This window comes from Roseinatronobacter sp. NSM (genome assembly GCF_052379845.1).
Lineage (GTDB): Bacteria > Pseudomonadota > Alphaproteobacteria > Rhodobacterales > Rhodobacteraceae > Roseinatronobacter.
In genome coordinates this window covers 48,867-74,791 of sequence record NZ_JBQTCF010000006.1, presented here as the reverse complement: position 1 = coordinate 74,791, position 25,925 = coordinate 48,867, and the positions used below count along the sequence as shown (strand labels likewise).

The window sequence follows — 25,925 nt, the reverse complement described above, 5'->3', positions numbered from 1 at the left end:
GCCAGTGCGCCCCGCCTGTGGCCTTGTGCGCGCACATGTTCAGTTTTTGCACCGACCCGTCCAGCCTGCCGGATTGGCAGTGGTTCGCCTGTTATCTGACAAGCGCAACCCATCTGAATTTTTATCGCGCCTTCGGGGTGGTGCTGCTTTTGCTGGCCATCACCGCGCCTGCCGCGCTTGCCATGGGCATGGCGGGGGCGTTGGCGCTGCGCTCGCGCATCGTGCCTCTGAACTGGCTTGGCAAAGGCTATGTCAATATCGTGCGCGGTGTGCCCGATATCGTGTTTTTCCTGTTCGTGCCCATCGCACTGGGGCAAGGGATTGAATGGGTTCTGCACCAGATCAACTGCCCCGACTGGGACCAGCCCATCCGGCAGGGCAATGATTTCATCGTATGCCGTGACGCGAAGGTGCCGCCGGTGAATTCGCCGCGCTGGCTGTATGATATCTATGGGTTTTTCATGGCCGTGGTGGCATTTGCGCTGGTGTTCGGCGCGTTTGTGGCCAACACGCTTTACGGGGCCATGCGCGCGGTTCCGCAAGCGCAGGTTGAAACCGCCGAGGCTTACGGCATGACGCAGCGTCAGACCTTTCGGCGGATTATCCTGCCCCAGATGTGGGTTTATGCGCTGCCCGGCCTGTCCAATATCTGGCAGATCCTGACCAAGGCCACACCGCTTTTGTTCCTGCTGGGCATTCAGGACATTGTGTATTGGGCGCGCGAATTGGGCGGGCAGAAAACATCGCTGTTCACCTATCCGCACCCGGATTGGCGGGTGTGGTATTTCCTTGTTCTGCTGTGTTTCTACCTGACGCTGACATGGGCCAGCGAACGCGCCTTCGCGCGGCTGAATGACAAGCTGTCGCGCGGACAGGCCACAGCGGCGGGCGAACGCCAGCGAAGGGCCGCGCCATGAGGACCTGTCTGGAAAGCGTCCAGGCCTACGGGCTGCGCGCGCTGGGGCGACAATATGGCGAAAACCTGTTGCCGCGCGGTCTGGACATCACGCTATGCGACCAGATTTTCCTGATCGGCAGCGGGTTGATCTGGAACATCTATTTCGCGGCCATCGCCATTGCCGTGGGCTTCTTTCTGGCCACGGGTGTGGCACTGGCCAAATTCAGTCAAAACGCATGGGTCAATCGCCCGGCATCTGCGTTTGTGTTCGTGTTTCGCGGCTCGCCGCTGTTTATTCAGTTCTTCTTTTTCTACGCGCTGTTCATTCTGCTGCCCCGCACGGGGCTGGAAATTCCGCTAGGCGTTACCACCCTGACCATTGATACCAGTGCGCTGACCACTGCACAGGTGGGCGGGCTGGTGGTGCTGGTGCTGAACACCACGGCCTATTCGGCCGAATTGTTTTACGGCGCGCTGCGGTCCATCCCCAAGGGCGATCTGGAAGCGGCGGACGCCTACGGCATGCATGGCTTGACCAAGTTCCGGCGCGTTGTCTTTCCGTCCATGTTGCGGCTGGCATGGCCCAGCTACACCAATGAGGCGATCTTTCTGACGCATTCCACCACGCTGGTCTTCTTGTCCGCCTTCCCCGCGCGCCAACAATCCGGCGAGGCGTTCTATTACGCGCGCTATTTCGTGGACCAGACCTTCAACCCGTTTGTGGCCTATCCGATTGTGGCGGCCTATTTCGTGGCGCTGACCTTGATTATCATTGGCATATTCGCACTGGCCAATCTGCGCCTGAACCGCCATCTTCCACGCGAACGCCGCCAGCGCCTGCGGTTTCGCCCTCAATACATCCGCTAGGACATGGACGCCCAGAAAGTGCAGAATATCCGCATTGCCATTCCCGACCTGAACGGACAGGCCCGCGCCAAGCGGGTGCCAGCCGTGCAATATGAAAAACTGATGCGCGGCGAAGCGAAAATGCCGCTTTCGGCGCTGAACCTTGATATCTGGGGCAATGACATCGCGGACAGCCCGCTGTTGTTCCAAACCGGCGATGCGGACGGTTTTCTGCGCCCCACGGAACGCGGGCTATTGCCCATGCCATGGATCGGGCCAGACGCGGCCCTGCTGCCGATGAGCATGTATTATGATGATGGCCGCCCCTTCGCGGGGGATGCGCGCCATGCGTTGTCACAGGTTGTCGCGCGCCTGCAGGCCCGTGGCCTGACGGCAGTAACGGCCACGGAGCTGGAATTCTACCTGATTGATGACAGCGGGCCAGAATATCTGCCGCCCGTCAGCCCGGTTTCAGGGCGGCGGGCCATCGGGGCGGCAACCCTGTCGCTGCGCATGCTTGATGAATTCAACGCTTTTTTCGATGCGCTTTATGACGGTTGCGAGGCGATGGGCATTGACGCCGACACCGCCACATCCGAGGCAGGGCCGGGCCAGTTTGAAATCAACCTGAACCATGGGTCCGACCCCCTCAAAATGGCTGATGACACATGGCTGTTCAAGCTGCTGGTGCGCAGACTGGCCCGCCAGCACGGCATGGCCGCCAGCTTCATGGCCAAACCCTATGCGGGCGCGTCGGGAAGCGGGATGCATTTGCATGCATCCTTGCTGGACCGCGACGGGGCCAACATATTTGACAATGGCGGGCGCGAGGGCAGCGCGGCGCTGCACCATGCCATTGCCGGCACACTGGCCAGCATGGCAGATGCTACGCTGATCTTCGCGCCCCATGCCAACAGCTATGACCGCCTTGTGCCCGGCGCGCATGCACCCACTGCCATTTCATGGGGCTATGAAAACCGCACGGCGTCCGTGCGCGTTCCCTTGGGCGCGCCGCGCGCGCGCAGGCTGGAACACCGCGTTGCGGGCGGCGATGTGAACCCCTATCTGGTGATGGCGGCAGTGCTGGGCGGCATGGCCTTGGGGTTGGAAGACGCGCTTGCCCCCCCTGCCCCCATCAAGGGCGATGCCTATGCGCAGGACCTGCCGCAAATTCCCGCCACATGGTCCGACGCGCTGGCGTCATTTGAAGACTCCGCCACGATGCGCCGTATCTTTGACCCGATGTTGCTGGACAATATGATCCGCACAAAACGTCAGGAAATGGCCGCGCTTCAAGGTCTGGAGCCACAGAAAGTTCTGGACCTGTATCTGGAAACTGTCTGACCGCATCCTTGCCCGCGCAGTGCAACACTGCTAGCCTTGGCCAAATTCCGAAAGTCCGCAACAATGAAAATCGGTATCCTTCAAACCGGGCAATCCCCGGAAATATTGCGCAGTGAACTGGGGGATTACCCTGCCATGTTCGAAAGACTGCTTTCAAGCGGCGATTTCACTTTTCAGACATGGCATGTCGAAGGACTGGATTTTCCCGCATCTGTCCATGAAGCCGATGGATGGTTGATTACCGGGTCACGCCATGGTGTGTATGAACACCATCCCTTCATTGCGCCGCTGGAACAATTCATCCGCGATGCCTTTGCCGCAGAACTGCCTGTTGCCGGTATCTGCTTTGGCCATCAGATCATGGCGCAGGCGCTTGGTGGTCAGGTCGGGAAATATCAGGGTGGCTGGGCCGTTGGTGCACAGACGTATGATTTTGAAGGCAAAACCCTGACCCTGAACGCATGGCATCAGGATCAGGTGCTGACCCCGCCGCATGGGGCGCGCATCATCGCCAGCAATGAATTCTGCCGCTATGCCGGGCTGTCCTATAGCGATCTGGGGTATTCGGTGCAGGCCCATCCGGAATTTTCCGACAGGTTCATTCAGGGGCTGATTGACACGCGCGGCAAGGGTGTTGTGCCTGAACCCTTGCTGGAACAGGCCCGCACCGCGCAAGGGGGCCCGCGCGATTCCAATATTATTGCCGACCAGATTGTAGCACTTTTTCAACATCACGACAGAAAACGCAGCAGCGCATCTTGCGCGTGAACCCCCTGTAGGAGGGCCAATGGCCGAATGGAGAGAGCAGATCCCCCAAACCGCACGCGACTATCTTAGCGGGCGCAGGCTGGACGAGGTGGAATGCATCATTGCCGATATGGCGGGCGTGGCCCGCGGCAAGGCCATGCCCGCATTCAAGTTTGACGGCGCAACGACATATTACCTGCCCACATCCATCTTTTTGCAGACAATCACCGGCGGCTGGGCAGAATTCCGCGACGGCGCGGATCTGGAACCCGACATGATCATGCGCCCTGATTTTTCGACCGCGACCGCCGCGCCCTGGACCGCCGACTGGACCTTGCAGATCATCCATGACGCAGAAGATGCCAACGGCACCCCCATCCCCACTGCGCCGCGCAATGTGCTGAAACATGTTCTGAACCTGTATCGCGCTGAAGGCTGGCAACCTGTTATCGCGCCGGAACTGGAATTCTTCTTTGTCGCGCGCAACACCGACCCCAATATGCCCATCATCCCGCCCATGGGCCGCACCGGGCGGCGCGCGGCAGCGCGGCAGGCGTATTCCATGTCAGCGGTGGACGAATACGGCAAGGTGATCGATGACATCTATGATTTTGCCGAAGCCATGGGGCTGGAAATTGACGGCATCTTGCAAGAAGGTGGCGCCGGACAGGTTGAGATTAACCTGGCCCATGGCGACCCGATCCAACTGGCCGATCAGGTGTTCTTTTTCAAACGCATGATCCGCGAAGCCGCCTTGCGCCACGACATGTTCGCCACCTTCATGGCCAAACCCATCGAAGGGGAGCCGGGAAGCGCCATGCATATTCATCATTCGGTGATCGATGTTGCAACCGGCCAGAACCTGTTTTCCACGCAAGACGGCGAAAGCACGGAAATGTTCATGCATTTCATCGGGGGCCTGCAACGTCATCTGCCGTCGGCGGTGGCGCTGATTGCGCCCTATGTGAACAGCTATCGCCGCTATGTGCCTGATTTCGCGGCCCCGATCAACCTGGAATGGGGCTATGACAACCGCACCACGGGATTGCGTGTTCCCATATCCTCGCCGTCCTCGCGGCGGGTGGAAAACCGCTTGGCGGGGATGGATTGCAACCCCTATCTGGGTATCGCGGCCTCTCTCGCATGTGGGTATCTGGGCCTGAAGGAACAGCAACACCCGCGCGCGCAATGCACGACCAACGCCTATATGGACGACAATGAACTGCCCATGACCCTGGGCGCCGCGCTTGACATGTTCGACAATGCCCAGAAGCTGCACACAATCCTGGGACCAGAGTTTTGCCGGATATACAGCGCCGTCAAACGCGACGAATATAACGAGTTTTTGCAGGTCATCAGCCCGTGGGAACGCGAACATCTGCTGTTGAACGTATGAACCTGCTGTTTGCCAATGACGCGGCGGGCGCCTACCCGCCCAGCTATTACGCAGCATCAACCGACATGCTGCCCCCCATGCCGCCGCTGGCGGGCGCGGTGAAGGTGGATGTGTGCATTGTGGGGGCGGGCTATACCGGCCTGTCGGCCGCGTTGCATCTGGCGCAGCGGGGCTACCGCGTTGCAGTGCTGGAAGCGCACCGCGCAGGGTTTGGCGCATCCGGGCGCAATGGCGGTCAGGTCAGTTCGGGCCAGCGCATTGAACAGGACGCCATCGAACGCATGGTAGGGCGCGATGACGCGCGCAAACTGTGGCAGATCGGCGAGGACGCGAAGGCCCTTGTCAAGCAGCTGATTGCGACCCATGACATGGGCACCCGCTTTCGACCCGGGGTCATTCACGCGGACTGGCAGGCGCGCGATGTGCCCCATTCCCATGCCTATGCCGAAAAGCTGGCGCGGGACTATGGCTATGATCAGGTCAAGCCGCTGAACCGCGCCGACATACAGGCCATTATCCGTTCAGACGCCTATCAGGGCGGAACGCTGGACATGGGCGCGGGCCATATCCACCCGCTGGCCTATGCGCTGGGACTGGCGCGCGCGGCGCAGGCAGCGGGCGCGCAGATCTTCGAAAACACGCTTGTCGAGGATATTGAACAAGGCGCACAGGTTCGCGCCAGAACCCGCAGCGGGCATGTGCACGCAAAATACCTTATACTGGCCGCAAACGGCTATCTGGGGGGGTGGGCCCCGCAGGTCGCAGCACGGGTCATGCCCATCAATAATTTCATTGTGGCAACTGCCCCCCTGCCCCAAGGCACTGTGCTGACGCAAGATGTGGCGGTAGCTGACAGCAAATTCGTCATCAACTATTTCCGCATGTCACGGGACGGGCGGCTGTTATTCGGCGGGGGCGAAAGCTACGGCTACCGCTTTCCCGACATTCTGAAAACCGTGCGCAAACCCATGCTGCAGGTCTTTGCGCAATTGCACGACACGCGCATAGACTATGCATGGGGCGGGACGCTGGCAATCACGGTCAACCGCATGCCGCATTTTGCGCGTATCGCGCCAAATATCCTGTCGGCGTCTGGCTATTCAGGGGCGGGTGTCGGCATGGCCACCCTGGCGGGGCGCATCATGGCAGACACCATCGCAGGACAGGCCGAACAATTCGATCTGATGGCGGCACTGAACCTGCCACAGTTCCCCGGCGGGCCCGCACTGCGCAGCCCGCTTCTGGCCTTGGCGATGACGTGGTTTGCGCTGCGGGACCGTCTGGGGTGGTGATTACTTGTCCAGCCCCGACAGCTTGCTTTGCAATTCTGCCAGCTGGCGCTTGATGTCGGACAATTCATCTGACGGGGATTTTTGACCTTCGGGGTCAGTGGTACCAGTCACAGGGGGCCAGCCTGACATCATTGTTTTCATGAAGGCTTGTTGCTGGCGCTGCATTTCTTCAAATCCCGGCATGGCCGCCATGGGATTGGCGCGCGTCATATTCTCCACAATATGCGACTGCCCGTCGCGCAGCATTTCAAAGGACATGGCCAGAAATTGGGGCACCACACTTTGCGCCTGGGTGGTGTAGCTGCGCACAAGGTCGGTCAGCACATCCAAAGGCAGCACATTTTCACCGCGGCTTTCGTGTTCGGCCACAATCTGCAACAAATACTGGCGCGTCAGGTCATCGCCTGATTTCAGGTCCACAATCTGCACTTCACGCCCGGCACGAATGAAACCGGCGATATCTTCCAAGGTGACATAATCACTGGTTTCGGTGTTGTATAACCGGCGGCTGGCGTAGCGCTTGATCAAAAGCGGTTTGTCATCTTGGGCCACGAGCGTCCCTCCCTGGGGTTTTGCATTGCAGCAACACTAGGCGAGCGAATTGCAAAAGAAAAGGGCGAGCATGACGCTCGCCCTTTTTGAAGGCATCAGATGGGGAGGACATCGATGCGCTTCGCAGTCAGATCTGATGCTTATTTCGCGCCAGCGGTTTTTGCAGCTTTGGTCGCGGTGTCAGTCGCTTTCTTCACGGCCGCAGCGGTCTCTTCCTGCATGTCCTTGCCAGCGGCCATCAGCAATTCAACTGTGTCCATTTGCACTTTCTTCGCAATTTCAGCGAAAGCGGCGACATGCTCAGCAGCCATTTCAGCCTGTGCCGATGCGAAATCGGTCATGGCTTTGGAATAATCTGCGGGATCTTCCTTGATGGTGGACACATCGCCAACTTTGGCCAGCGTGCTTTTTGTCCACTTGGTCGACACTTCGGTGGACTTTTCAGCAGCTTCCAGCGCAACCTTGCTCATCTTCTCGGCCAGCGCGGCTTGCGATTTGAACGCGTCTTGCATGGCGGTGGTGTCCATGGGGAATGCGCCCATCATGTCTTTCATCATTTTGGTGTAATCAACGGTCTTGGTCATAATCTCTCTCCTGGTTTTATCTGGGTTGCAGTTTCAGGATCACCCTTTCGCTGCGTCTGGAAACAATATGCGCGCTGCAGCGCAGCATTTCAAGATAATTCTTTCTGCACCGCAGCATTTTTTCGGAGAAATACACCAACTCTATGACATATCGTCATTTTTTGAACTGACAACATATGTCCCCGGCGCATCACACAACGCAGGAAAGGACGAATCACCCGGAATGCGGGCCACCATTTTTGCGCCAGACCGGCGCGACAGCCAATTATCCCAGCGTGGCCACCACGACCCCTCATTGAACTCGGCGGCTGCTTTCCACTCATCGGGGCTGCCATCGGGGGCGGCCCCGGTGTAATGGCCATATTTCTTTTTGGTTGGCGGGTTTATGATGCCCGCAATATGGCCTGATTGCGACAGGAAGAACGTCTTGTCCCGGCTGCCCATCCGGGAAACTCCGCGAAAGCTGGAACGCCATGCCGCGATATGGTCGGTTTCACAGGCAATCGCACATAGCGGGTGTTTGACATCCTTGATGCTGACATCCTCGCCGCAAATGCGAAAACTGTCGGCGGCAAAGCGGTCCTGCTGGCATAGCCCGCGCAAATATTCGACACACATTTTCCCCGGTAGATTGGTCCCGTCACCATTCCAGTAAAGCAGATCAAACGCAGGCGGCGCTTCGCCCATCATGTAGCTGCGGATCGCGGGCGCATAGATCAGGTCATTTGATCGCAGGAACGAAAATGTCCGCGACATGAAAAAACTGTCCAGATAGCCGCTTTCAGTGCATTCTGCCTCGATCCCGTCGACAAAATCATCCTCCAGAAAAACGCCAACCTCGCCTTGGTCGGAAAAATCCGTAAGCGTGGTAAAGAACGTGGCCGAGCGCACGGATTTGTCCTTGCGTTTGCTCATCAATGCCAGAACCAGCGACAGCGTGGTGCCCGCGATGCAATACCCAACCGCATTGACCTGCGCCTCGCCGGTGATTTCCCTGGCCACACGGATGGCCTCAAGGTAGCCTTCCTCGACATAGGCATCCATGCCCACATCAGCATAGCTGGCATCAGGGTTTACCCAAGACACGACAAACAATGTGTAGCCCTGATCCACAATCCACTTTATCAGACTGTTCTGCGGCTTCAGGTCCATGATATAGAACTTGTTGATCCATGGCGGGAAAATCACCACAGGGGTGCGGTATACCTGTTCGGTGGTGGGGGCATACTGAATCAATTCGAACATGCGGTTGCGGAACACCACCTTGCCGGGGGTTGTTGCCAGATTTTCGCCAACCTTGAACGCTTCCTTGTCGGCCAGGCTTACCAGCAATTCACCACCGCCGGCCTCTATGTCATTAACAAGGTTCTCCAATCCCCGGATCAGGCTTTCGCCCTCGGTCTCTACGGCCTTCATCAACGCGTCGGGGTTGGTGGCCAGAAAATTTGTGGGCGCCATCATGTCGACGATCTGCTGCGTGAAATATTGCAGGCGTTTCTTCTCGCGCGGGGTTATCGTGTCCAGCGCCATGACAGTGTCCTGCACCGCCTCACTGGCCGTCAGGTATTGCTGCTTGATGTAATTGAAATACGGGTGGGTTTTCCAAAGCGGGTTGGCAAACCGGCGGTCGTCGGGTGTGTGGTCTTCGGGGGCCTGAAACTTGCCCGACCGCAAGGCTTCCTGAACCTCGACCACATGTTTCAGCGACTTGCCCCAATAATCCAGCTGTTTTTCCAGAATTTTTGACGGGTTCTTGACCATTTCGGTCCAGAATGCCGCTGTCGCCTGAACAAATATGTCAGAATCCGGTGCTTGCAGGCTGCTGCGCGGGTGTTCACGGTGCGCAAGGGCCGTGGTCAGGCGCGCAGTCAACTCCTCGATGCGTGCCATATTTGCCTTCATACGTTCGGCTTTTTTGTCGTCATCATATTCAGAAGTTGTCATGGAAAGATTTCCCCCCTATCCTTCGCATGTGCAGCATAAAGTAGCTGATGGTTAAGTAAAGTCGCGTATACTCGAATCGCCACGGGAAAACCGGGCAGCTTGAAAGGGACTGGTATGAAGGGCATGGCAACCTATGATATGATGGAAACCATCCGAAACACGAATGAGTGGATGGGCGCATCGGCGCGCGCTTTTGCATCATACCCGATCTGGGGCATGGTTCCAAACCCCATGTTCAAGGCGCTGTCCGCATGGGGCCGTGTGACAGAACGCAGCTTCGCGCGCATGGTTATCAAACCTGACTGGGGCATCCGGTCCGTGGTGGGCGAAGATGGCCGCGATCATGTTGTCGAAGAAGTTGTCGAGGTTGCGCGTCCCTTTGGGGACTTGCTGCGCTTCAAGGTGCATGACCGCCCCGAAAAACCCCGCCGCGTGCTGCTGGTGGCCCCCATGTCCGGGCATTACGCGACCTTGCTGCGATCTACCGTTGGCAGTCTGCTGCCGGATTGCGAAGTCTGGGTCACCGACTGGCACAATGCCCGCGATATTCCCGTGTCCGAAGGCAAATTCGACATTGAAGACTACACACTGTATCTGGTGGATTTCATGCGCCATATGGGGCCAGACACACATGTTCTGGCCATTTGCCAGCCGGTGCCGCTGGCGCTGGCCGCAACTGCCTATCTGGCCGAACTGGACCCGGCCGCGCAACCGCGCACCCTGACCCTGACGGGCGGGCCGGTGGACCCTGATGCGGCCCCCACGGAAGTTACCGATTTCGGGCGCAGTGTGACCATGGGACAGTTGGAACACCTGGCCATCCAGCGGGTGGGGTTCAAATACAGCGGCGTGGGGCGGCTGGTCTATCCGGGGCTGTTGCAACTGGGCGGGTTCATTTCCATGAATCTGGAACGCCACGCCAATGCCTTCGCTGACAAGATTTCCGCCGCCGCACGCGGGGAAGATGGCGAAAGCGACAAACACAACCGCTTTTACGATGAATATCTGGCCGTGATGGACATGACTGCGGAATTCTACCTTTCCACTGTGGAACGGATTTTCAAAGACCGCGAAATTGCGCGCAATGCCTTCGTCGTCGACGGGCACAAGGTCGATATCGGCAAGATTACCAATGTGGCCGTCAAGATCGTCGAGGGCGAGAAGGACGACATCAGCGCGCCCGGCCAATGCCTTGCCGCTTTGGGCCTGCTGACAGGGCTGACGGATGACCTGAAAGCCAGCCATCTGGAACCCGGCGCCGGGCATTACGGCATCTTCGCGGGCAAATCATGGCGCAACAACATCAGACCGCTGGTCATGGAATTCATGGACACCCATTCAGGCCCGGGCGGCGGCAAGCCACAGCTTAAGGCCGTGGCGTCAAACGCATAGACCCTGTGTGACGGGTCATGATGATAGTCCCGGCGGGGGGGCTTCCCCCCCTTCGGGAAACAGTGACTGGCACGGCACGCAATCCAAAAGACGCGTTGCGCAACACAGGCTTGTCGCGCGGGACCATATCGCTACCATCAGCCGCAACGCGGCATGTTCCGTGGGCAGAATGCCTTGCGCGCTATACAGAACCTGTGTGGGTATGCGCGCCATGTAGCGCCGCGCAACTTGGGTGGTTGTGTAGCGTCTTGCGCAAAACTGGTTTCCGCTTTTGCAGAACACGTTAAAGGGACCACACGACGCAGCCGCTGCCCAACACAGCGACAGCGCCGTTCAATGGGTCATGCGCGCGCCAAGTATGGGCCGGCATCGACACTGCGCGCGCCCGCCCCCCGCGGTTATGGACCGCGAGAGGCATTCAACCCCTGACGGGTTTCAGCCGTCGCCAATTGCGAATGCAGCCGTTCAAACTGCTCAAGGGCCGCACTTCTTTGGCCGGAATTCAAATAGGCATAGGCCCGCAGCATCGCCAGATCACGGCGCAAACCACCATTCACCTGCTCCAAGGCGTTGAAATACCCGATTGCGTGGCCGTAATCCCCCAAACGGTAGGCCCGAACCCCGCGCTGGTCCAGAACAATGCTTTCAATCTCCCGGCGCTGTGTGGGGTCCAGATTGACCTGAGACGCCACCTGCGCCCCCTGTTCGGTCATATTCATCGACAAATAGGACAGCGCCATGCCGAAAGTCGCATCGCGGCCCACATTCGGCCCCAGCCTGTCGCCTGCCCGCGCGGCTTGTTGAAACCCGAAAAGTGCTTCGGTGGGGCGGTCATGGCTGTAGGCGCACCATGAACGCTCATATAGCAGATCCAGCGACCTTGGCGCGGCTGAGGATGCAAGGCAGCGCGCGAATTGTTCCTGCTCTTTCAGGCGGCGCACTTCTGCCAAGCGCGGGTCGCCCTGCAACGGCAGGTTGGTCGGCGCAGCACTGGCCTGCGGCATGGGCGCGGGTTGTGGTGCGGGGGCGGGCGCGGGCGCGGTCTGCGGTTGCGCAGCGGGCACGGGGGTTGCGGCCTGTTGCACAGTGCCGCCACCGGTCAGTTCCGCATAAAGCGTATCCAGCTGCGCAGACGCCCCGCTATTGGCCGCGCGCGCAGATGCGAACAATTCGCGCAATTGCGCAGGCGACGCCACTGCGCTGGCCTTTTGCAAGGTAGGTTGCATCTGACTGAAGCTGGTGCAGGACTGCACGGAATTGCGATAGGTCGTCAGCGCCGCGGGCACCTGCCCTGCCAGAACATACATATCGGCCAGAAGCCATGCATTGTTAATACGCTCGCAGGTCATGATCTGGGGGGAACGGCGCGCCACGGCAATGGCCTGACCCGCATCGCGGCTGCTCACGGCAGCGTCGAAACTGCTTTGGGCCTCGTTCATTTCCAGAACGCGCAGCATATCCGCAGGCGGCGTCCAGCCCGAAACACGGGTGCGGCCATCATCGATCAGGCGGCGCGCTGCGGCATAATCCCGTGCCTCGATGCGCCGCCAGATTTCGGCCTCATCCACGCCCGACTGGGTGGGCGGGGCCGCAAGCAGATCATTCAGGTCTGTTGGCGGGCGCCAATCCGGAAACGCCCCGCGCAGGCGGCGCAATTCGGCCTGTGCGGCGGGGGCGTCATTCTGCGTCAAATAATACCGCAAGGCGCGCAAATCATCATAACTGGCGGTTTGTGCGATCAGCCCGGTGGCCGAGGCCGCAAACAACACTCCTGCAAGCGCCAGGGGACGAAATTTTTTCGGGATACTGGTCATAGCGGCACACATTCCGGTAGGGTTTCATTTGCGGCGATCATTGCAAATAACTGCAATGTGGCAGGGTAATAGGGCTGGTTCGGGGTAAATGGCGGGATGGCCGCGCCAAGCCGGTTCTGCGCCGAACACATGGTCAACCCCGCCAGCGCCTGGTAGCCCATGTCGCCGCTGGTTTCCAGCACCACACCAGACAGCGGTTCAATCACAGTGGGCACCCCGACACCAGGCTGCACCGTGCGTTCATAGACCGCAACCATGCGCTGGACAGCTGCGTGTTGCGGCACGCGCGACCAGATCATGAACAGCGGCACGCGCATCGCCTCATAGCCCGCGTTGGACGACAATGATTGCGCCCCGCTGACGGAACCTGCGCGAATGTCCACCCAATCCGGCACCAACCCTTCAGCTGCGATCCGGTTCAACAGGGCCTCGCCATGCTGGGCGCAAATGGCCAATCGGCTCACGCCAGTGGCGGCCGCCAGTTCGCGCATGGCCAGTGGCATGTAATAGGACGGGTTTATCGTCATATGCGTGTCATGCACGAAACCGAAACTGGCAGGCAGGAACACGGTCTGGTCGGTCGATCCGGGCAGAGCGACGACACAGGTTTCCCCAAGCGCCTGCGCAATCTGTTGGGCGCGCAGCAAATAAGCGCGATTGCCAAACTTCGTTGCCGCGCGCATCAGCGCCCAAGCATAAAACAGGTCCCCGTCGGACGCATTGTTGCGGTCGGGCACCGGATTGGCCTGCCCCGGCAGCCAGCGCCATGCCAAAAGCGGGTCGGGCCGGATGGCCAGATGGCGTTCTGTCCATTGATACATGGACTGGAAACTGGCCGCATCGTCAAAAACAGTCGCCAGAAGCATGCCGTAGCCCTGCCCTTCGGAATGGCTCGCATCGCGCTGCAACCCATCGATCACACGCCCGTCACTGCCCAGAAACGCCGCTTTCCAACTGTCCCAGACCGGCCTTGCGGAAACCGCAAGATCAACCGCCCCGAAGGTCATGGCAGGCATGCCACCCGCAGCAGCCGCAAACACGCCAAGCCCGGCAATCAGTGTTCTTCTGTTCATGACTTCGTGTCTCTTGTTGAAATGACCAGACGCAGCGCAATTACGGCCGAAAGCAGCGCAAGGAAAATGATCATCAGGGTAAAGAAGATGGGCCGCGCCGACACAAAATTGCCCATCGCATAGCGAAAGTTCCGCAGCGACCATGGTTCCAGCAGCAGCGGGCGGCGGTCGGGCGCAATCCAGTTTTGCCACGCGCCCTGATGCCCCAGTATCGACACCTGCCCGCGCGGCCCCGCGCCACTGACGCGCGCTGCGGCAAAAGCATGGGCGATTGCGTTTATGTCACTGTCGGGACTGCGCAGCATCCAGATTTCATCTGGCCGCGCCGGGTCCAGATGGAACAGCACGGCCTGACCGCGCCGGTTGGCCAGCCATTGGTTAAGTTGCTCGCCGGAACTGGGGAATATGCGATCCTTCACCCATGCCAGACTGTCAGACACCCTGTCCCATGCGGTGCTGAATGCCTGACCAAAGCCCGCACTTAGCCCGCTGTCTTGCTGGCGGCGGCGTTGAAACGGGTCATCTGTGGCACCGGCCATCGCATCACCCGACGCACCGGGCAATTCTGGAACTGTCAGAACAATATCTTCCAGCAAGCGCCGGTCTGCCCGGTGATTGCCCGCAGGCACTGACCCAAGATCGTCAACCGAAATAAGATGCAGCGTGGCGGGGCGCATATCGGCGTGTGACCGTGCCAGCGCGGCCGACAACGTCAGGATATCGGCGTCACTGAAGGCGCGCGCAGTCATCTCGTTGCGGCGGATGCTGTCGGGCGTCAGCGCCCCGAAGGCAAGGTCCATATCCGGAATTGCCATCGACGGGCTATAGGGCACATTCAGGGTCGAGGTGTCGCTAATCTGCAGGAACGGGCGTTCCACCACAGGACAGGGCAAATCAGGCGGGTCCCCAGGAACCATAAGTTCAAATGTCATCCGGTTACTGCCAGGTTGCAGAAGCCGCGCTTCAAAGTCGATCGGAAATTTCGAAATCAACTGGCCACCTTCGTCGCGCAGGGGCAACAGGCGAATAGCCTCGCCATTGACGCTGATCAACAGCATCGACTCCCTCGGCAGGCCCTCGGCATAGATGTAGTCAAAATTCAAACGTGCCTTCGCGGCTGTCAGAACCAGCCAGTCATCCGGCAGGCGAAACGGGTAGTCGCGCCGCGCATAACGCTGCGAAAAGCTTTCTGTTTGCACGCCGAACGCCGATAATGGCACATCCTGTTCGGGGGCAATCAAGGGGGCACGGCTGGCCATGGGTTGCGGGGCCAGTTGCGCAATGGCGGTCAGCACATTTTGCGGCCGCGTATCAGGGCCAACTTCCAGCACCATCACATAGGCACCATCGCCGCCTATTTCATAGCTGACACGCCCACTGGGTGCAGCCAGAATTGTAATGCGTGCAAGTGCGCGATCATGCTGTTCCACGGTCCAGTAATCGCTGAACCGGAAGGCGACGGGACTGCCCAGGAATGTCTGGTTGAAACTGCGCATCAGGTGCTGGCGCCATTCCGCGGCTTGCGGGCCCAGCCGGTCCAGCCCGCGCATTTCAACAGGGTCGCCACTGGCGGCCTGCGCGGCAAAGGCCATCATGAAATCGTCAGCATCAATCCCGTTTTGCGTCTCGCGCACAAGCAGGCCGGAGCGCGCAAGGTCAATATCGGTCCATAACCCGAAAGACGCTTCCGGCCCGCAGAAGATGCGATGCCCCTGCCGAAATTCGATTTGCACAAGATTGCGCCCAACCGACAAAACGCCCTCGGGGATATCAACGCGCCCCCCCTCGAACCCTTCGAAATTTCCCAGACCGACAACACCAATATCCTGCCCGTTCAGCATGACCCGCATCGAGGACCGCTCTGGCAACAGGTCGATGCTGGATTGCGTGAACAGCTGCAATTGCCGGTGCGATGACGGCGTACTGACATAAAGATCAAACGCTACAATCTGGCGTTCCCCGCTGATGCGCGCCGCCGTGCCGTTCATGGGCACCAGCAGATCAGTCAACCGCAACGGCGACACCCAGCCCTGTGCACCAGTTTGCGCAACATTGTCCAACCCGCGCCGCGCCGGATCGAACCGGTCGTCATCTGGCCCGCGTGTGCCTGCCACGCTTTCTGCACCGCCCGAAAGGCCGTCATCCTCGGGCAACAGGATAAGCCCCCCGCCCGATGTCTGGGCCTGCAGACCCGCCCCCCCGGCCATGACCGACAGGAACAGCGCGGTGGCGAGGGCACCATAGACCGCGCGCATGCTGGCGCGCGCGGTCATCTTGGCCCCTCCGGGTTGGGGAATGGCTGGCCTACGGGCATTGGGGTGGCCGCCATCTGATGCAACATCTGGCGGTGCGCGGCAGGCGAATAGGGGCGCGGCATGTCCGGGTTGACCACCACGGGATCGAACGCTTCGCCAAATGCCAGAATATGCGCAGGCGCTTGGGTCACGCCGACTTCAGCACGGTCGCGTTCTTCAGCGCGTTTGCGGCGGGCGGGTTCCCCGGCCAGTGCGACCATAGTGTGATACACACCGCTAAACGCCAGATACACCACATACCCGAAGCCCGACAACAGCCCCTTGGGTTTGTTCCTGCTTTCGCGGATGGCTTCCCAGACGGCAGAATCCCCGAAGATCAAATGGGCGATGGTTTCGCGCACAACCATAGGCTGTTCAGGATCATAGCGCACGCCGACAATCACCCCGCTATTGGTGCGCTGGACATTCTGAACCTGCACGCGAATGGCATTTTCCAGATGCGGTGATTTGGGAAATTCCGGGGTGAAGTAAAAGATATATCCCTTCTCCAGCGCGGAAAACTCGGCCATGTCCGTATCAGGCCCCGGACGCAGCAACAGCCGCGCGCCACTGGTCGAGGAATCCAGAACCGTGGCACCCGTAAAGCTGTAAGTGTCATTGCGTCCGATCGCGGCAACAGCAGGCACATTCATATCCACACGCGGCACGCCGCGGCGTTGCTGGCGTTCGGCAATGGCGCGCAGCGATGCGCTGACAATCAGAAAATTGAAAATGGCCCAGCCCCCGACGATGGACAGAATGGTTTGGTCGCCGGGGAACATGAACCAGCGAATACCCGCCGCCAGAACCCCCATCAGCGCCAGAACCCAGACAATCAGCAACGGCTTGTATAGGGGCGAGATATAGTCCTCGATCAGCACTTCATCTTTGGCCGTCACATTGAACTTCGCGCCGCGTGGCTTGAAAATGGTCTTGATGACCACGCCCGACAAATAGGGCGCCTGCGCGGTTTCATACAATTCTGAAATCAGCGGCCAGCGCACCCGCGCATAAAGCGCATTCTGCACCATGAAACTGATGGCCATATACGCGCCCATATAGACAAGCACTTCTTCAATCGTGGCCACGAAGATATGCAGCCCGAAAAACAGATAGGCCAGCGGTGCCAGAATAAAGACCATCCGCACCAACGGAAACAACCAGAAGGTCATGGAATTCAGGTAACACAGCCGCTGGCTCAGGCTCATCCCCTTGCGGCGCAACGGGTTTTTCAACATCAAAAGCTGCATCATACCCGCCGCCCAGCGCCCGCGCTGTTCGATGAAGGTCACAAATGTTTCAGGTTGCAGCCCGGCAATCATCGCATGATCGACATACAGACTTTTCCAGCCACGGCTGTGAATTTCCAGCGCGGTTTCCGCATCTTCGGTAATGGTTTCGCCCGCAAACCCGCCCACATCATCCAGCGCGGCGCGCCGCAGCACCGATGCAGATCCGCAAAAAAACGCGCCCCCCCAGCGGTCAAGGCCGCGGTGCCCCTGATGATAAAACATCTCGTTTTCGGGCGGGCAATCATCGCGCAACCCAAGGTTGCGGTCAATCGGGTCCGGGTTCAAAAAGAAATGCGGGGTCTGCACCAGAAACAATTTCGGGTCGACCACAAAATACCCGACAGTGCGCGCCAGAAAATCGCGGCTGGGCACATGGTCGGCGTCAAATACGACCACCAATTCGCCGTCCAGACGTTCCAGCGCGGCGGACATGTTGCCCGCCTTGGCGTGTTCATTGCGCGCACGCGTGGAATAGACAATGCCCAATTCCACGCACAGGGCCTGCAATTCCTTGCGGCGCGCACGGGCCTTGCGGGCAATTTCGGGGTTTTCGTGGTTGCACCGTTCATCTGTGCCGCCATCGTCGCACAAAACAACAGTGCGTTTATTGGCGGGATAATGCATGTTCTTGGCCGCCGACAAGGTGACGGCCAACATGTCGGTGGGTTCGTTGTAGCTGGGAACCAGAATATCGACAGTCGGCAGGCTTTGGGCGGCAACCTTAGGGGGCAAGGTGCGGTCAATGGGATCGGCTGTCACAAAGGAACTGACGAAGAAAACCCAAATCGCGTAGGTTTCGACCACAAACAGCGACACCGCAATTGCATATTCCAGCGGATTGGCCGCAGCGGGCAGCGTTTCCATCAAGCGCCATGTCCAGTAGCGCATGACAATCGCGCTGGCGATGGCCAGAAGCGCGAAGCGCGCCACGATGGATTTCATCGTAAACGGTTTCAGCGCGGCCACAATCAGCACCGCAAACAGCCCCAACGCGCCTTGCACAGCCGTAGATGTCGGAATGCTGGCCAGAAATGCCAGCGGAACGACAACTGCGGCCCACATTAAGGCCAAGAACACCTCAGCGGGTCGCAGACGCCTGTTGGCTATCAACATACTCATTAAAAAATGCCTTCTGTTATAGCTATTAAAAAACAGGAGAGGCCAGACCAAACGCCCCCGGCCCTATCGGGGCAAGGGCGCGTTCGGTCGGGCCGGAAATACAATTCCTAAGCATGATATCAAGCGCGGACGCGCCGCGCGGCAGCGCGCGCGCCCCGATCTGGGTGCGCCGGAAGGCCAGAACACATGTCACATCTCCACCCGGCGCGCGCGTGGTATATGTAATATCGCCATACTGGTCTGAAACTGCGGTCAAGCCACTGTCGGTCACGGCATCAAAAGGCGCAGGCGCGCCCCCGAACTGGCGCAGCACATCTTCCAGCACCAGGCGCGACCGGCTGGCGGTAAGCCCGGTCTGGGCGCGCAGGATGATGGTGTTTTCGCCTTGCAGGCTGGTTGCATTTGGCAACGTGATACGCTGTTCCAACGCACCATCAAGCTCTCGCTCCAGCACAATCAGGGCGTTAGGCACGCTGATCAACGCGCGCGATGCGGGCACAACCCGAAATTCTGTGACCGCTTCGGCCAGTTCAGTGGGGCTGGACCCGTCCAGACTGGCAAGAAAGCCCCCATCGCAGGCCGACACGCCCAGCGCGGCAATCACGCACAGCCCCGCCAGCCGCATACGCGCTGCGCCCGTGGAAAAAGCGCCGGTCAGTTCACCAAACCAATAATCTTTAAACATTGTCCTGCCTGTTCGGGCACACCCCACACGAACACCCCCAGAGATGCCAAGCACCCTGATGTTACACATGCGAAGCCGGTCAAATGACCCGCCCATTACTTGCCCATGCCCACACGATTGACCACCTCTAACGGGTGACCTTATCGACAATCTACAGCGTTTGATGCTGATTATGTTAATTTCTGGTTCAAATATTACCCCAGTGCAGGACGCATTGCAACGATTGATAAACCATGTCCCGACCGGCTTCGGCAAATGGCGCAGGCTGGCGGCAAAAGGCGCGCAATCCTTGGGCGGTTAACTATGTTTCGGACCGCTGCGCCAAAAGCAAGGGGCGCAGATAGCCGCCTGCGCCCCTTGAATGACTATATGTCGTGGCATCCCGCACAGGCAGCACATGTTGCACATATGCTACAACCGCGTCGCAGACCGCGCCAGCCAATCAACGGCGCGCGCGCTGTTTGCCGAGTTCGCTGTCCAGAACATTGCGCATCTTGTCGGTCGCGCCGGTCACAGCAGACTGAATATTGTCGGCGGCATGTTCGGCAGTGACCGGTTGGCGCCCCTCAAGGCGGACTTCTACCTTGCAATGCTTGTCCTCGGGGCCACTTTTTGCAGCATTCTGATCGCGCAAATACACCTCGACACGGGTGATGGACCCGGAAACTGCGCCGAGCTTGGACTCGATCACCTGCGTGACAAAGCGGGTCACGTCCTCGCGCCCTTCGATTGTGTTATCCGTATTGACCTGAATATGCATATCCTGCCCTTTTGGCTTGTTCTTACACCTAAAGGGTATGCATCCTTCGCCCCTGCTTCAAGATTGGCGCGCAGCATTTCGCCGGAATTCGCGCACAATGCAGGCTGGTGCGTCCATCCGTAGGCCCAGTTCGGCGGTCATCGTCCAGTCATCGCGCGCAACGGGCGGGAAAAATGTATCGGCGTCTGGCACGTCAATATCAACATCCGTAATCAGCAAACGGTCCGCCAAGGGCAGAAACGCGCGATAAATGCCCGCCCCCCCGATGGCGTAAATGCGAAAATAGCCCGCCTGCCGCGCGGTCGTTACTGCCTGCTCCAAGGGCACAAACAGTGCATCCCCCCCCGCAGAGGGGCGCGATGTGACAACAATGTTCAACCGCCGGGGCAAGGGGCGCTTTGGCAGGCTGTCCCATGTGTTGCGCCCCATGATGACAGCACCCCCCAAGGTTTCGCGCTGAAAGAATTTCAGGTCTTCGGGCGCGTCCCATGGAATGGTATTGCCCCGCCCGATGGCCCCGTTGCGGGCGCGTGCGACAATCAGACTGATCATGCGCTACACCGCCACCGGGGCCTTGATCGCCGGATGGGGATCATAGCCATCGATCTGGAAATCATCATAGCGGAAATCAAACACACTGTCGGGTGTGCGCAGGATGTTCATTTTCGGCAAGGGGCGTGGGTCGCGCGCAAGTTGGGTGCGCACCTGCTCCATATGGTTGGAATAGATATGCGCATCCCCCATCGTGTGGACAAAACTGCCCAGGCCCAGCCCCGCCACACGCGCCAGCATCATTTGCAGCAGCGCATAGGATGCAATGTTGAACGGCACCCCCAGAAACATATCAGCAGACCGCTGATACAGTTGCAAATGCAGCTTGCCCGCCAGAACCCGCACCTGCCACAAGGTATGACACGGCGGCAGCGCCATATGCGGCACATCGGGCGGATTCCACGCCGAAACAATCATGCGGCGGCTGTCGGGGGTTTGCCGGATCATGCGTTCCATTTCCGCGATCTGGTCAACACCGCCGAAATCCCGCCATTGACGCCCGTAAACCGGCCCCAGATCACCCGACGCATCGGCCCATTCATCCCAGATACTGACGCCATTTTCCTGCAGGTAGCGAATATTCGTGTCACCTGACAGGAACCACAGCAGTTCATGGATGATGGATTTCAGGTGCACACGTTTGGTTGTCACCAACGGAAACCCGCCTTCCAGATCATAGCGCATCTGCATCCCGAACACCGACAAGGTGCCGGTTCCGGTGCGATCATCGGATGGCACACCATGGTCCAGAATATGCTGCAACGCATCCAGATACTGCTTCACTATGCCCCCGCCCCGCAAGATGTGGTGTATTCGGCGCACAATGGCGGGAACGTGCTGATTCTGGAACCCCCAAGGGCATTGAACCGGGCGGAAATTCAGTTACCATGTTCAATAATAGGAGTGCGCAACATGAAATATCTACACACAATGGTCCGCGTCAAAGATCTTGACGCCACGATCGCGTTTTTCAAACTTCTGGGGCTGGAAGAAACCCGCCGCCACGAAAGCGAAAAGGGCCGCTTCACGCTGGTCTTTCTGGCCCCGCCCGGACAGCCCGAATGCCCGGTGGAACTGACCTATAACTGGGATGGGGATGACGGCCTGCCATCTGACAGCCGCCATTTCGGCCATCTGGCCTATGAAGTGGCCGACATCTACGCCACCTGCGCGACGTTGCAGGCCGCTGGTGTCACAATCAACCGCCCGCCCCGCGACGGCCACATGGCCTTTGTGCGGTCGCCAGACAATGTGTCAATCGAACTGTTGCAGGCAGGTGATGCCCTGCCCCCGCAGGAACCCTGGGCCAGCATGGGCAATACCGGGCATTGGTAACGCGCCGCTCAGGCGCGCTGCACCGGCGCGAAGAAAATGCCATCGTCCAGCACCGACTGGACGGTGGCGCGTTTTACAACCGGGTCTTCTTGCGCAAATGCATATGTCAGTGACATATCGCAAAGCTGGTTGATCAGCCGCGGGACACCGCCGGTAACATCAAAGATCAGCATCGCGGCCTGTTTGCTGAACACGCTGGACCGCCCGCCCGCAATTTTCAGGCGATGGGCAATGTAATAGGCCACGGTTTCGGGCTTCATATACGGCAGATGATAGTTTGCCGCGACACGCTGCGCGAATTGCACCAGATCAGGGCGGCGCACATGGTCGCGCAGTTCGGGTTGGCCAATCAGGAAAAGCTGCAACACTTCTTCCTTGCCCAGATTGATATTGGTCAACATGCGCAATTCTTCCAGCGCTTCGGGCGACAGGTTTTGCGCTTCGTCGATGACCAGCAGCACGCGGCGGCCTTCGTTATATTCCTGTATCAGAAATTCCTGAACCTTCAGGAACTTCCCTTCCTCGCTCAGGTCAGATTTTGTCAGTTCTGGCAGCAGCCATTGCAAAATGTCGCGCGTGTTGGGGCGGGTGTTGGTGACCAACGCAATCGACAGGGAATCGTCGTCTTCTGCTTCTTCGATGAAATGCTGCAGCAAAACGGTTTTGCCCGCGCCAATTTCACCCGTCAGCATGGTTATGGGCGAGCGTGTGGCCAACCCGTATTGCAACATCGCATAGGCCCCGCGCGCAGCGTCTGACCAGAACAAAAACTCCGGGTCAGGCGTCAGGGAAAACGGGCGCTGATGCAGCCCAAAATGTTCCAGATATGAACTAAATCTATGTGTCATGTGTCCATGTGGCCGATACGCTGGGCTGATCGCAATCTACTTATATTGGTCTACAAGCCGGATGTGACGAAATTCAAGCTGAAACAAGTCAAGGTAATGGCACTGCGCCGCAATACTGCGCCCGCCCCCCCATGATTCGATTCGCAAACCGGCAGGGGCAGCAATTCTGGCGCAATCTGGACAAAATCGCGGCACACCCCCCAAATGCACGGGCGGATTACGCAGCAAAATGACAACAATCATATCACTACATCATAACAAGCCATAGGTCATGAACAATGCACGGCCCCACCCCGGAAAAATCTGCCGGGTCTGTCCTTGCGCGGCAGATTTCCTGTCGTCAGAACCTTTAAGTCTTGTATAAATTTTTATGTGTTAAGACTTCGGTAATCCTTGGATTGGGCCAAGGCCATGTCGGAATGTCAGGTTGATCAGGACAGGTATTATGGCTTTCACTTCATCAGACCTTCCCCTTTCGGGCACCCGTGCGCAGCCGCATAAGTCGCGCTTGGCCCCTGATGCGCCCAAGGGGCTGTATGCCAATGGTGGCAAGCGACTGATGGACATTGCGCTGGTTGTGCTGCTGTTGCCGATCGCCCTTCCTGTGATTGCCATCTGCGCGGTCCTGCTTGCCGCCAGCGGGTCCAGCCCGTTTTTCGCGCAAACGCGTATTGGCCAGCATGGCAAGGTGTTCCGCATCTGGAAATTGCGCACCATGCATGCCAATGCAGAACAGCGCCTGAACGACATTCTGGCCGCCGACGCCACCTTGCGCGCGGAATGGAACGACAAGCAGAAACTGCGCAACGACCCCCGGATCACAAGATTCGGGCATATCCTGCGGCAAACCTCCCTTGACGAATTGCCCCAGCTTTTGAACGTGCTGCGCGGTGATATGAGCTTGCTTGGTCCCCGCCCAATGCTGCCGGAACAACGGTCCCTGTATGGCGCGACGCTGCCTGTCTATCTGGCGCTGCGTCCGGGTATTTCCGGGCTGTGGCAGGTGACAGAACGCAATGACGCCAGTTTTGAACAACGTGCCCGCATTGACGCCACCTATGGCGCAACGCTGAGTTTCGCACAGGACCTGCGCCTTGTCTGGAAAACCGTTCTGGTGGTCTTGTGCCGCCGCGGAATTTGAACAATCATGCGTTTGATTGCAAAACCTTCGGGGCAACCCCAAAATGACCCAGACCGCTTGCAACGGGTAGAAGACAATGTCAAAGCGGCGCTTATGGCCCCCAGAAACGTAACTTTCCCCACCAGAACCAACAGCCCCGCCGTGCTGGTGCTGGTGGCTGTGACATGTGCGCCGGAAATCTTGCTGACCTTGCTTGGCGTGATCATCAGCAGCGCGAATGAATGGCGCATGACGACAATTGCCTATGGGGCGTTCTGGAACGGATTGTTGCAGGGATGGAACCCCCTGTATCCGTTGCAGCGTGAAGTCATGTTTATCAGCCATGCGTTTTTGCATGGCGGGCTTATGCATTTGCTGGGCAATATGGTGGCGGTTCTGGCGCTTGGCGGTATCGTGGTGGCCCGCATTGGCCAAAAGGGGTTCTTGCTGCTTTATGCCATCAGCGTCATCGGCGGCGCTGCAGGTTTCGCGCTTCTGTCAAGCACCCAAACCCCCATGGTTGGCGCATCAGGCGCAGTTTTCGGCCTGATTGGCGCATGGAAATTCTGGGAATGGCAAGCCCGCCAACATTTCGGAAGCCCCATGCGGCCGCTATGGATGTCTCTTCTCGGCCTTGCGGTGCTGAATGTGGTTCTTTGGGTGCTGCTATCGGGCTTGCTGGCATGGGAAGCGCATCTTGGCGGGTTCATAGCGGGTGTGCTGTTTGCGGCGCTGGTGACACCGACACTGCGCTATCGCGTGTAGCCGCTATCGCGGCACGACGCCGGCGGCACGCAGGGCTGGAAGATGTGACCGGCTTACCGGAACGCTTGCACCATCAACCATAATCAGGCTTGTCTTGCCCTGCTGCCGCACCACCTGCCGAATTTCGGCAGGCACAACCCAATGCGACCGATGCACCCGCAAGCCTATTCCCTGCAACATCGCGTCGGCATCGGCCATACGCATTAAAACCAGTTCCGACCCGTTTTGCGTGACAACATTCAGGTAATGATCCTGCGCTTCCAGCCGGATCAGCGGCCCGCGTTTATGCAAGGGCAACCGCGCCAGAAACGCAGCTTCAGGCACCTGCGCGGTGGCCGGGGCAGTGGCAGGGCGCAACCATGCCAGCAGAACATGAATCGCCCCCGCAATCAGCACCACAATCATGATCAGCCATAAAAGACCGCCAATATTCCCCGCCTGCCAGCCGGGAAACAGCCAGACATTCACCCCAAACACCAGCGCCCCCAGCATGACCGCATAGACCCCGCTGGCCGCGACAGAACTTGCCCGATGCGCTGGAAGATAATGTTGCAAATGCCGGGTGACGAAATGCAGCGCGATGGCCCCGGCAATCACCCCACCCCAGTAGACAGCGCGCGGCAGCAAGGGCAAAGCACCCATTGTCCCGAACGGACCGGCCAAAGTGGCAAGACCTGTCAATCCCGCCCACAAGACACCAAGCCAGCGCCGTTCACGAAGCGTGATCTGCAGTGCCTTGAAATAAGCAGCCATTCACGAAATCCCCCGCCAGTCCACGCAGCCTTTATTGCCGCGCGACCCTGCCCAATGCAAACCCTGCCGCAAGAATTCAACAGATGGAATGGTATATAAATGACCCTGAACCTGCACCCGCTTCTGAACGCCACTTTGGCGATCCAGCTTCATACCGCCAGCGCCGTGGTTGCGATACTTGCAACATTGCTGATTTTCACACGCCCAAGGGGGTCAGGCGCGCACCGTGTCCTTGGCTGGATGTGGGTTGGTGCCATGCTGGCAGTCGCCATCTCCAGCTTCGGAATCACGCATGGCGGCCCTGTCTGGGGCTATGGATGGATACATCTGCTGTCTGTTTGGGTCATCGCGGGCATCTTTTACGCAATTATCCAGATCAGGCGCGGCCACGTCGCACGCCACCGCGGCATGATGCTGGGCATTGTCTGGGGCGGTCTGGTGATCGCAGGCGCGTTCACCCTGTCGCCCGGCCGCATCATGCACGCGGTTTTGCTCGGGGGCTAAGGCCTGCCGCGTGCAT

At 58.9% G+C, this 25,925-nt stretch carries 24 protein-coding genes; 11 read left to right on the top strand and 13 right to left on the bottom strand.

Annotation, left to right across the window (positions count from 1 at the left end):
- Nucleotides 1-35: 35 nt before the first annotated feature.
- The 6 genes from ACTZWY_RS04990 (at nucleotide 36) to ACTZWY_RS04965 (ending at nucleotide 6,523) form a co-directional block, all read left to right on the top strand.
- Complete coding sequence (locus ACTZWY_RS04990) at nucleotides 36-917, top strand: ABC transporter permease (RefSeq protein ID WP_444789589.1); 882 nt, start codon at nucleotides 36-38, stop codon at nucleotides 915-917.
- Nucleotides 914-1,765: an ABC transporter permease gene (locus ACTZWY_RS04985; protein WP_444789588.1), complete on the top strand. Its 852-nt coding sequence runs from the start codon at nucleotides 914-916 to the stop codon at nucleotides 1,763-1,765. The genes ACTZWY_RS04990 and ACTZWY_RS04985 overlap by 4 nt, the downstream gene beginning before the upstream one ends.
- Nucleotides 1,766-1,768: 3 nt before the next feature.
- Nucleotides 1,769-3,088, top strand: coding sequence for a glutamine synthetase family protein (locus tag ACTZWY_RS04980; protein WP_444789587.1), 1,320 nt, complete (start codon nucleotides 1,769-1,771; stop codon nucleotides 3,086-3,088).
- 63 nt (nucleotides 3,089-3,151) lie between these two features.
- Entirely contained in the window at nucleotides 3,152-3,856 is a 705-nt protein-coding gene (locus tag ACTZWY_RS04975; RefSeq protein WP_444789586.1) for a type 1 glutamine amidotransferase, read from the top strand.
- 19 nt (nucleotides 3,857-3,875) lie between these two features.
- Nucleotides 3,876-5,231 carry a glutamine synthetase family protein gene (locus ACTZWY_RS04970; RefSeq protein WP_444789585.1) on the top strand — a complete coding sequence of 452 codons (1,356 nt, stop codon included), beginning with the start codon at nucleotides 3,876-3,878 and terminating at the stop codon, nucleotides 5,229-5,231.
- Nucleotides 5,228-6,523 carry an NAD(P)/FAD-dependent oxidoreductase gene (locus ACTZWY_RS04965; protein ID WP_444789647.1) on the top strand — a complete coding sequence of 432 codons (1,296 nt, stop codon included), beginning with the start codon at nucleotides 5,228-5,230 and terminating at the stop codon, nucleotides 6,521-6,523. Before ACTZWY_RS04970 ends, ACTZWY_RS04965 begins: the two co-directional genes overlap by 4 nt.
- Here the strand turns inward: ACTZWY_RS04965 and phaR are convergent, their stop codons facing one another.
- The 3 genes from phaR to phaC all read right to left on the bottom strand — a co-directional run bounded on the left by phaR (nucleotide 6,524) and on the right by phaC (nucleotide 9,603).
- Nucleotides 6,524-7,075 (bottom strand): polyhydroxyalkanoate synthesis repressor PhaR, encoded by a 552-nt coding sequence (gene phaR / locus ACTZWY_RS04960; RefSeq protein WP_444789584.1) that lies wholly within the window; start codon nucleotides 7,073-7,075, stop codon nucleotides 6,524-6,526.
- Between the two features lie 140 nt (nucleotides 7,076-7,215).
- Nucleotides 7,216-7,659 carry a phasin, PhaP gene (locus ACTZWY_RS04955; RefSeq protein ID WP_444789583.1) on the bottom strand — a complete coding sequence of 148 codons (444 nt, stop codon included), beginning with the start codon at nucleotides 7,657-7,659 and terminating at the stop codon, nucleotides 7,216-7,218.
- Between the two features lie 141 nt (nucleotides 7,660-7,800).
- Nucleotides 7,801-9,603 carry a class I poly(R)-hydroxyalkanoic acid synthase gene (phaC, locus tag ACTZWY_RS04950; protein WP_444789582.1) on the bottom strand — a complete coding sequence of 601 codons (1,803 nt, stop codon included), beginning with the start codon at nucleotides 9,601-9,603 and terminating at the stop codon, nucleotides 7,801-7,803.
- Between the two features lie 114 nt (nucleotides 9,604-9,717).
- Between phaC and phaZ the strand changes: the two genes are divergently transcribed.
- Nucleotides 9,718-10,995, top strand: coding sequence for a polyhydroxyalkanoate depolymerase (gene phaZ, locus ACTZWY_RS04945; RefSeq protein WP_444789581.1), 1,278 nt, complete (start codon nucleotides 9,718-9,720; stop codon nucleotides 10,993-10,995).
- A 398-nt stretch (nucleotides 10,996-11,393) separates the two neighbouring features.
- Here phaZ and ACTZWY_RS04940 read toward each other — a convergent pair whose 3' ends face one another.
- From ACTZWY_RS04940 to ACTZWY_RS04905, 8 genes are all read right to left on the bottom strand, one after another.
- Nucleotides 11,394-12,809 carry a hypothetical protein gene (locus ACTZWY_RS04940; protein ID WP_444789580.1) on the bottom strand — a complete coding sequence of 472 codons (1,416 nt, stop codon included), beginning with the start codon at nucleotides 12,807-12,809 and terminating at the stop codon, nucleotides 11,394-11,396.
- Complete coding sequence (locus ACTZWY_RS04935; RefSeq protein WP_444789579.1) at nucleotides 12,806-13,882, bottom strand: glycosyl hydrolase family 8; 1,077 nt, start codon at nucleotides 13,880-13,882, stop codon at nucleotides 12,806-12,808. The genes ACTZWY_RS04940 and ACTZWY_RS04935 overlap by 4 nt, the downstream gene beginning before the upstream one ends.
- Entirely contained in the window at nucleotides 13,879-16,155 is a 2,277-nt protein-coding gene (locus ACTZWY_RS04930) for a cellulose biosynthesis cyclic di-GMP-binding regulatory protein BcsB (RefSeq protein ID WP_444789578.1), read from the bottom strand. The genes ACTZWY_RS04935 and ACTZWY_RS04930 overlap by 4 nt, the downstream gene beginning before the upstream one ends.
- On the bottom strand, nucleotides 16,152-18,545 hold the full coding sequence (bcsA, locus tag ACTZWY_RS04925) for a UDP-forming cellulose synthase catalytic subunit (RefSeq protein WP_444789646.1): 2,394 nt from the start codon (nucleotides 18,543-18,545) through the stop codon (nucleotides 16,152-16,154). Before bcsA ends, ACTZWY_RS04930 begins: the two co-directional genes overlap by 4 nt.
- 67 nt (nucleotides 18,546-18,612) lie before the next feature.
- Nucleotides 18,613-19,272: a hypothetical protein gene (locus ACTZWY_RS04920; RefSeq protein WP_444789577.1), complete on the bottom strand. Its 660-nt coding sequence runs from the start codon at nucleotides 19,270-19,272 to the stop codon at nucleotides 18,613-18,615.
- 442 nt (nucleotides 19,273-19,714) lie between these two features.
- Nucleotides 19,715-20,032, bottom strand: coding sequence for an HPF/RaiA family ribosome-associated protein (locus tag ACTZWY_RS04915; protein WP_444789576.1), 318 nt, complete (start codon nucleotides 20,030-20,032; stop codon nucleotides 19,715-19,717).
- Between the two features lie 57 nt (nucleotides 20,033-20,089).
- Complete coding sequence (locus ACTZWY_RS04910) at nucleotides 20,090-20,584, bottom strand: dihydrofolate reductase (RefSeq protein ID WP_444789575.1); 495 nt, start codon at nucleotides 20,582-20,584, stop codon at nucleotides 20,090-20,092.
- Nucleotides 20,585-20,587: 3 nt separating this feature from the next.
- Nucleotides 20,588-21,367: a thymidylate synthase gene (locus ACTZWY_RS04905; protein WP_444789574.1), complete on the bottom strand. Its 780-nt coding sequence runs from the start codon at nucleotides 21,365-21,367 to the stop codon at nucleotides 20,588-20,590.
- 129 nt (nucleotides 21,368-21,496) lie between these two features.
- Between ACTZWY_RS04905 and ACTZWY_RS04900 the strand changes: the two genes are divergently transcribed.
- Entirely contained in the window at nucleotides 21,497-21,919 is a 423-nt protein-coding gene (locus ACTZWY_RS04900) for a VOC family protein (RefSeq protein WP_444789573.1), read from the top strand.
- 8 nt (nucleotides 21,920-21,927) lie between these two features.
- Here ACTZWY_RS04900 and ACTZWY_RS04895 read toward each other — a convergent pair whose 3' ends face one another.
- Nucleotides 21,928-22,767 (bottom strand): ExeA family protein, encoded by an 840-nt coding sequence (locus tag ACTZWY_RS04895; protein WP_444789572.1) that lies wholly within the window; start codon nucleotides 22,765-22,767, stop codon nucleotides 21,928-21,930.
- A gap of 445 nt (nucleotides 22,768-23,212) precedes the next feature.
- Here ACTZWY_RS04895 and ACTZWY_RS04890 point away from each other — a divergent pair, with 445 nt between their 5' ends.
- The gene (locus tag ACTZWY_RS04890; protein ID WP_444789571.1) at nucleotides 23,213-23,908 is read left to right on the top strand and encodes a sugar transferase; all 696 of its coding nucleotides are present in this window, start codon (nucleotides 23,213-23,215) and stop codon (nucleotides 23,906-23,908) included.
- Nucleotides 23,909-24,001: 93 nt separating this feature from the next.
- Nucleotides 24,002-24,652: a rhomboid family intramembrane serine protease gene (locus ACTZWY_RS04885; protein ID WP_444789570.1), complete on the top strand. Its 651-nt coding sequence runs from the start codon at nucleotides 24,002-24,004 to the stop codon at nucleotides 24,650-24,652.
- A gap of 3 nt (nucleotides 24,653-24,655) precedes the next feature.
- On the opposite strand, the gene ACTZWY_RS04880 is transcribed toward ACTZWY_RS04885, so the two are convergent.
- On the bottom strand, nucleotides 24,656-25,405 hold the full coding sequence (locus tag ACTZWY_RS04880; RefSeq protein ID WP_444789569.1) for a LytTR family DNA-binding domain-containing protein: 750 nt from the start codon (nucleotides 25,403-25,405) through the stop codon (nucleotides 24,656-24,658).
- 99 nt (nucleotides 25,406-25,504) lie between these two features.
- On the opposite strand from ACTZWY_RS04880, the gene ACTZWY_RS04875 reads away from it, so the two are divergent.
- Complete coding sequence (locus ACTZWY_RS04875; RefSeq protein ID WP_444789568.1) at nucleotides 25,505-25,909, top strand: DUF2306 domain-containing protein; 405 nt, start codon at nucleotides 25,505-25,507, stop codon at nucleotides 25,907-25,909.
- The last annotated feature ends 16 nt before the right edge of the window (nucleotides 25,910-25,925 follow it).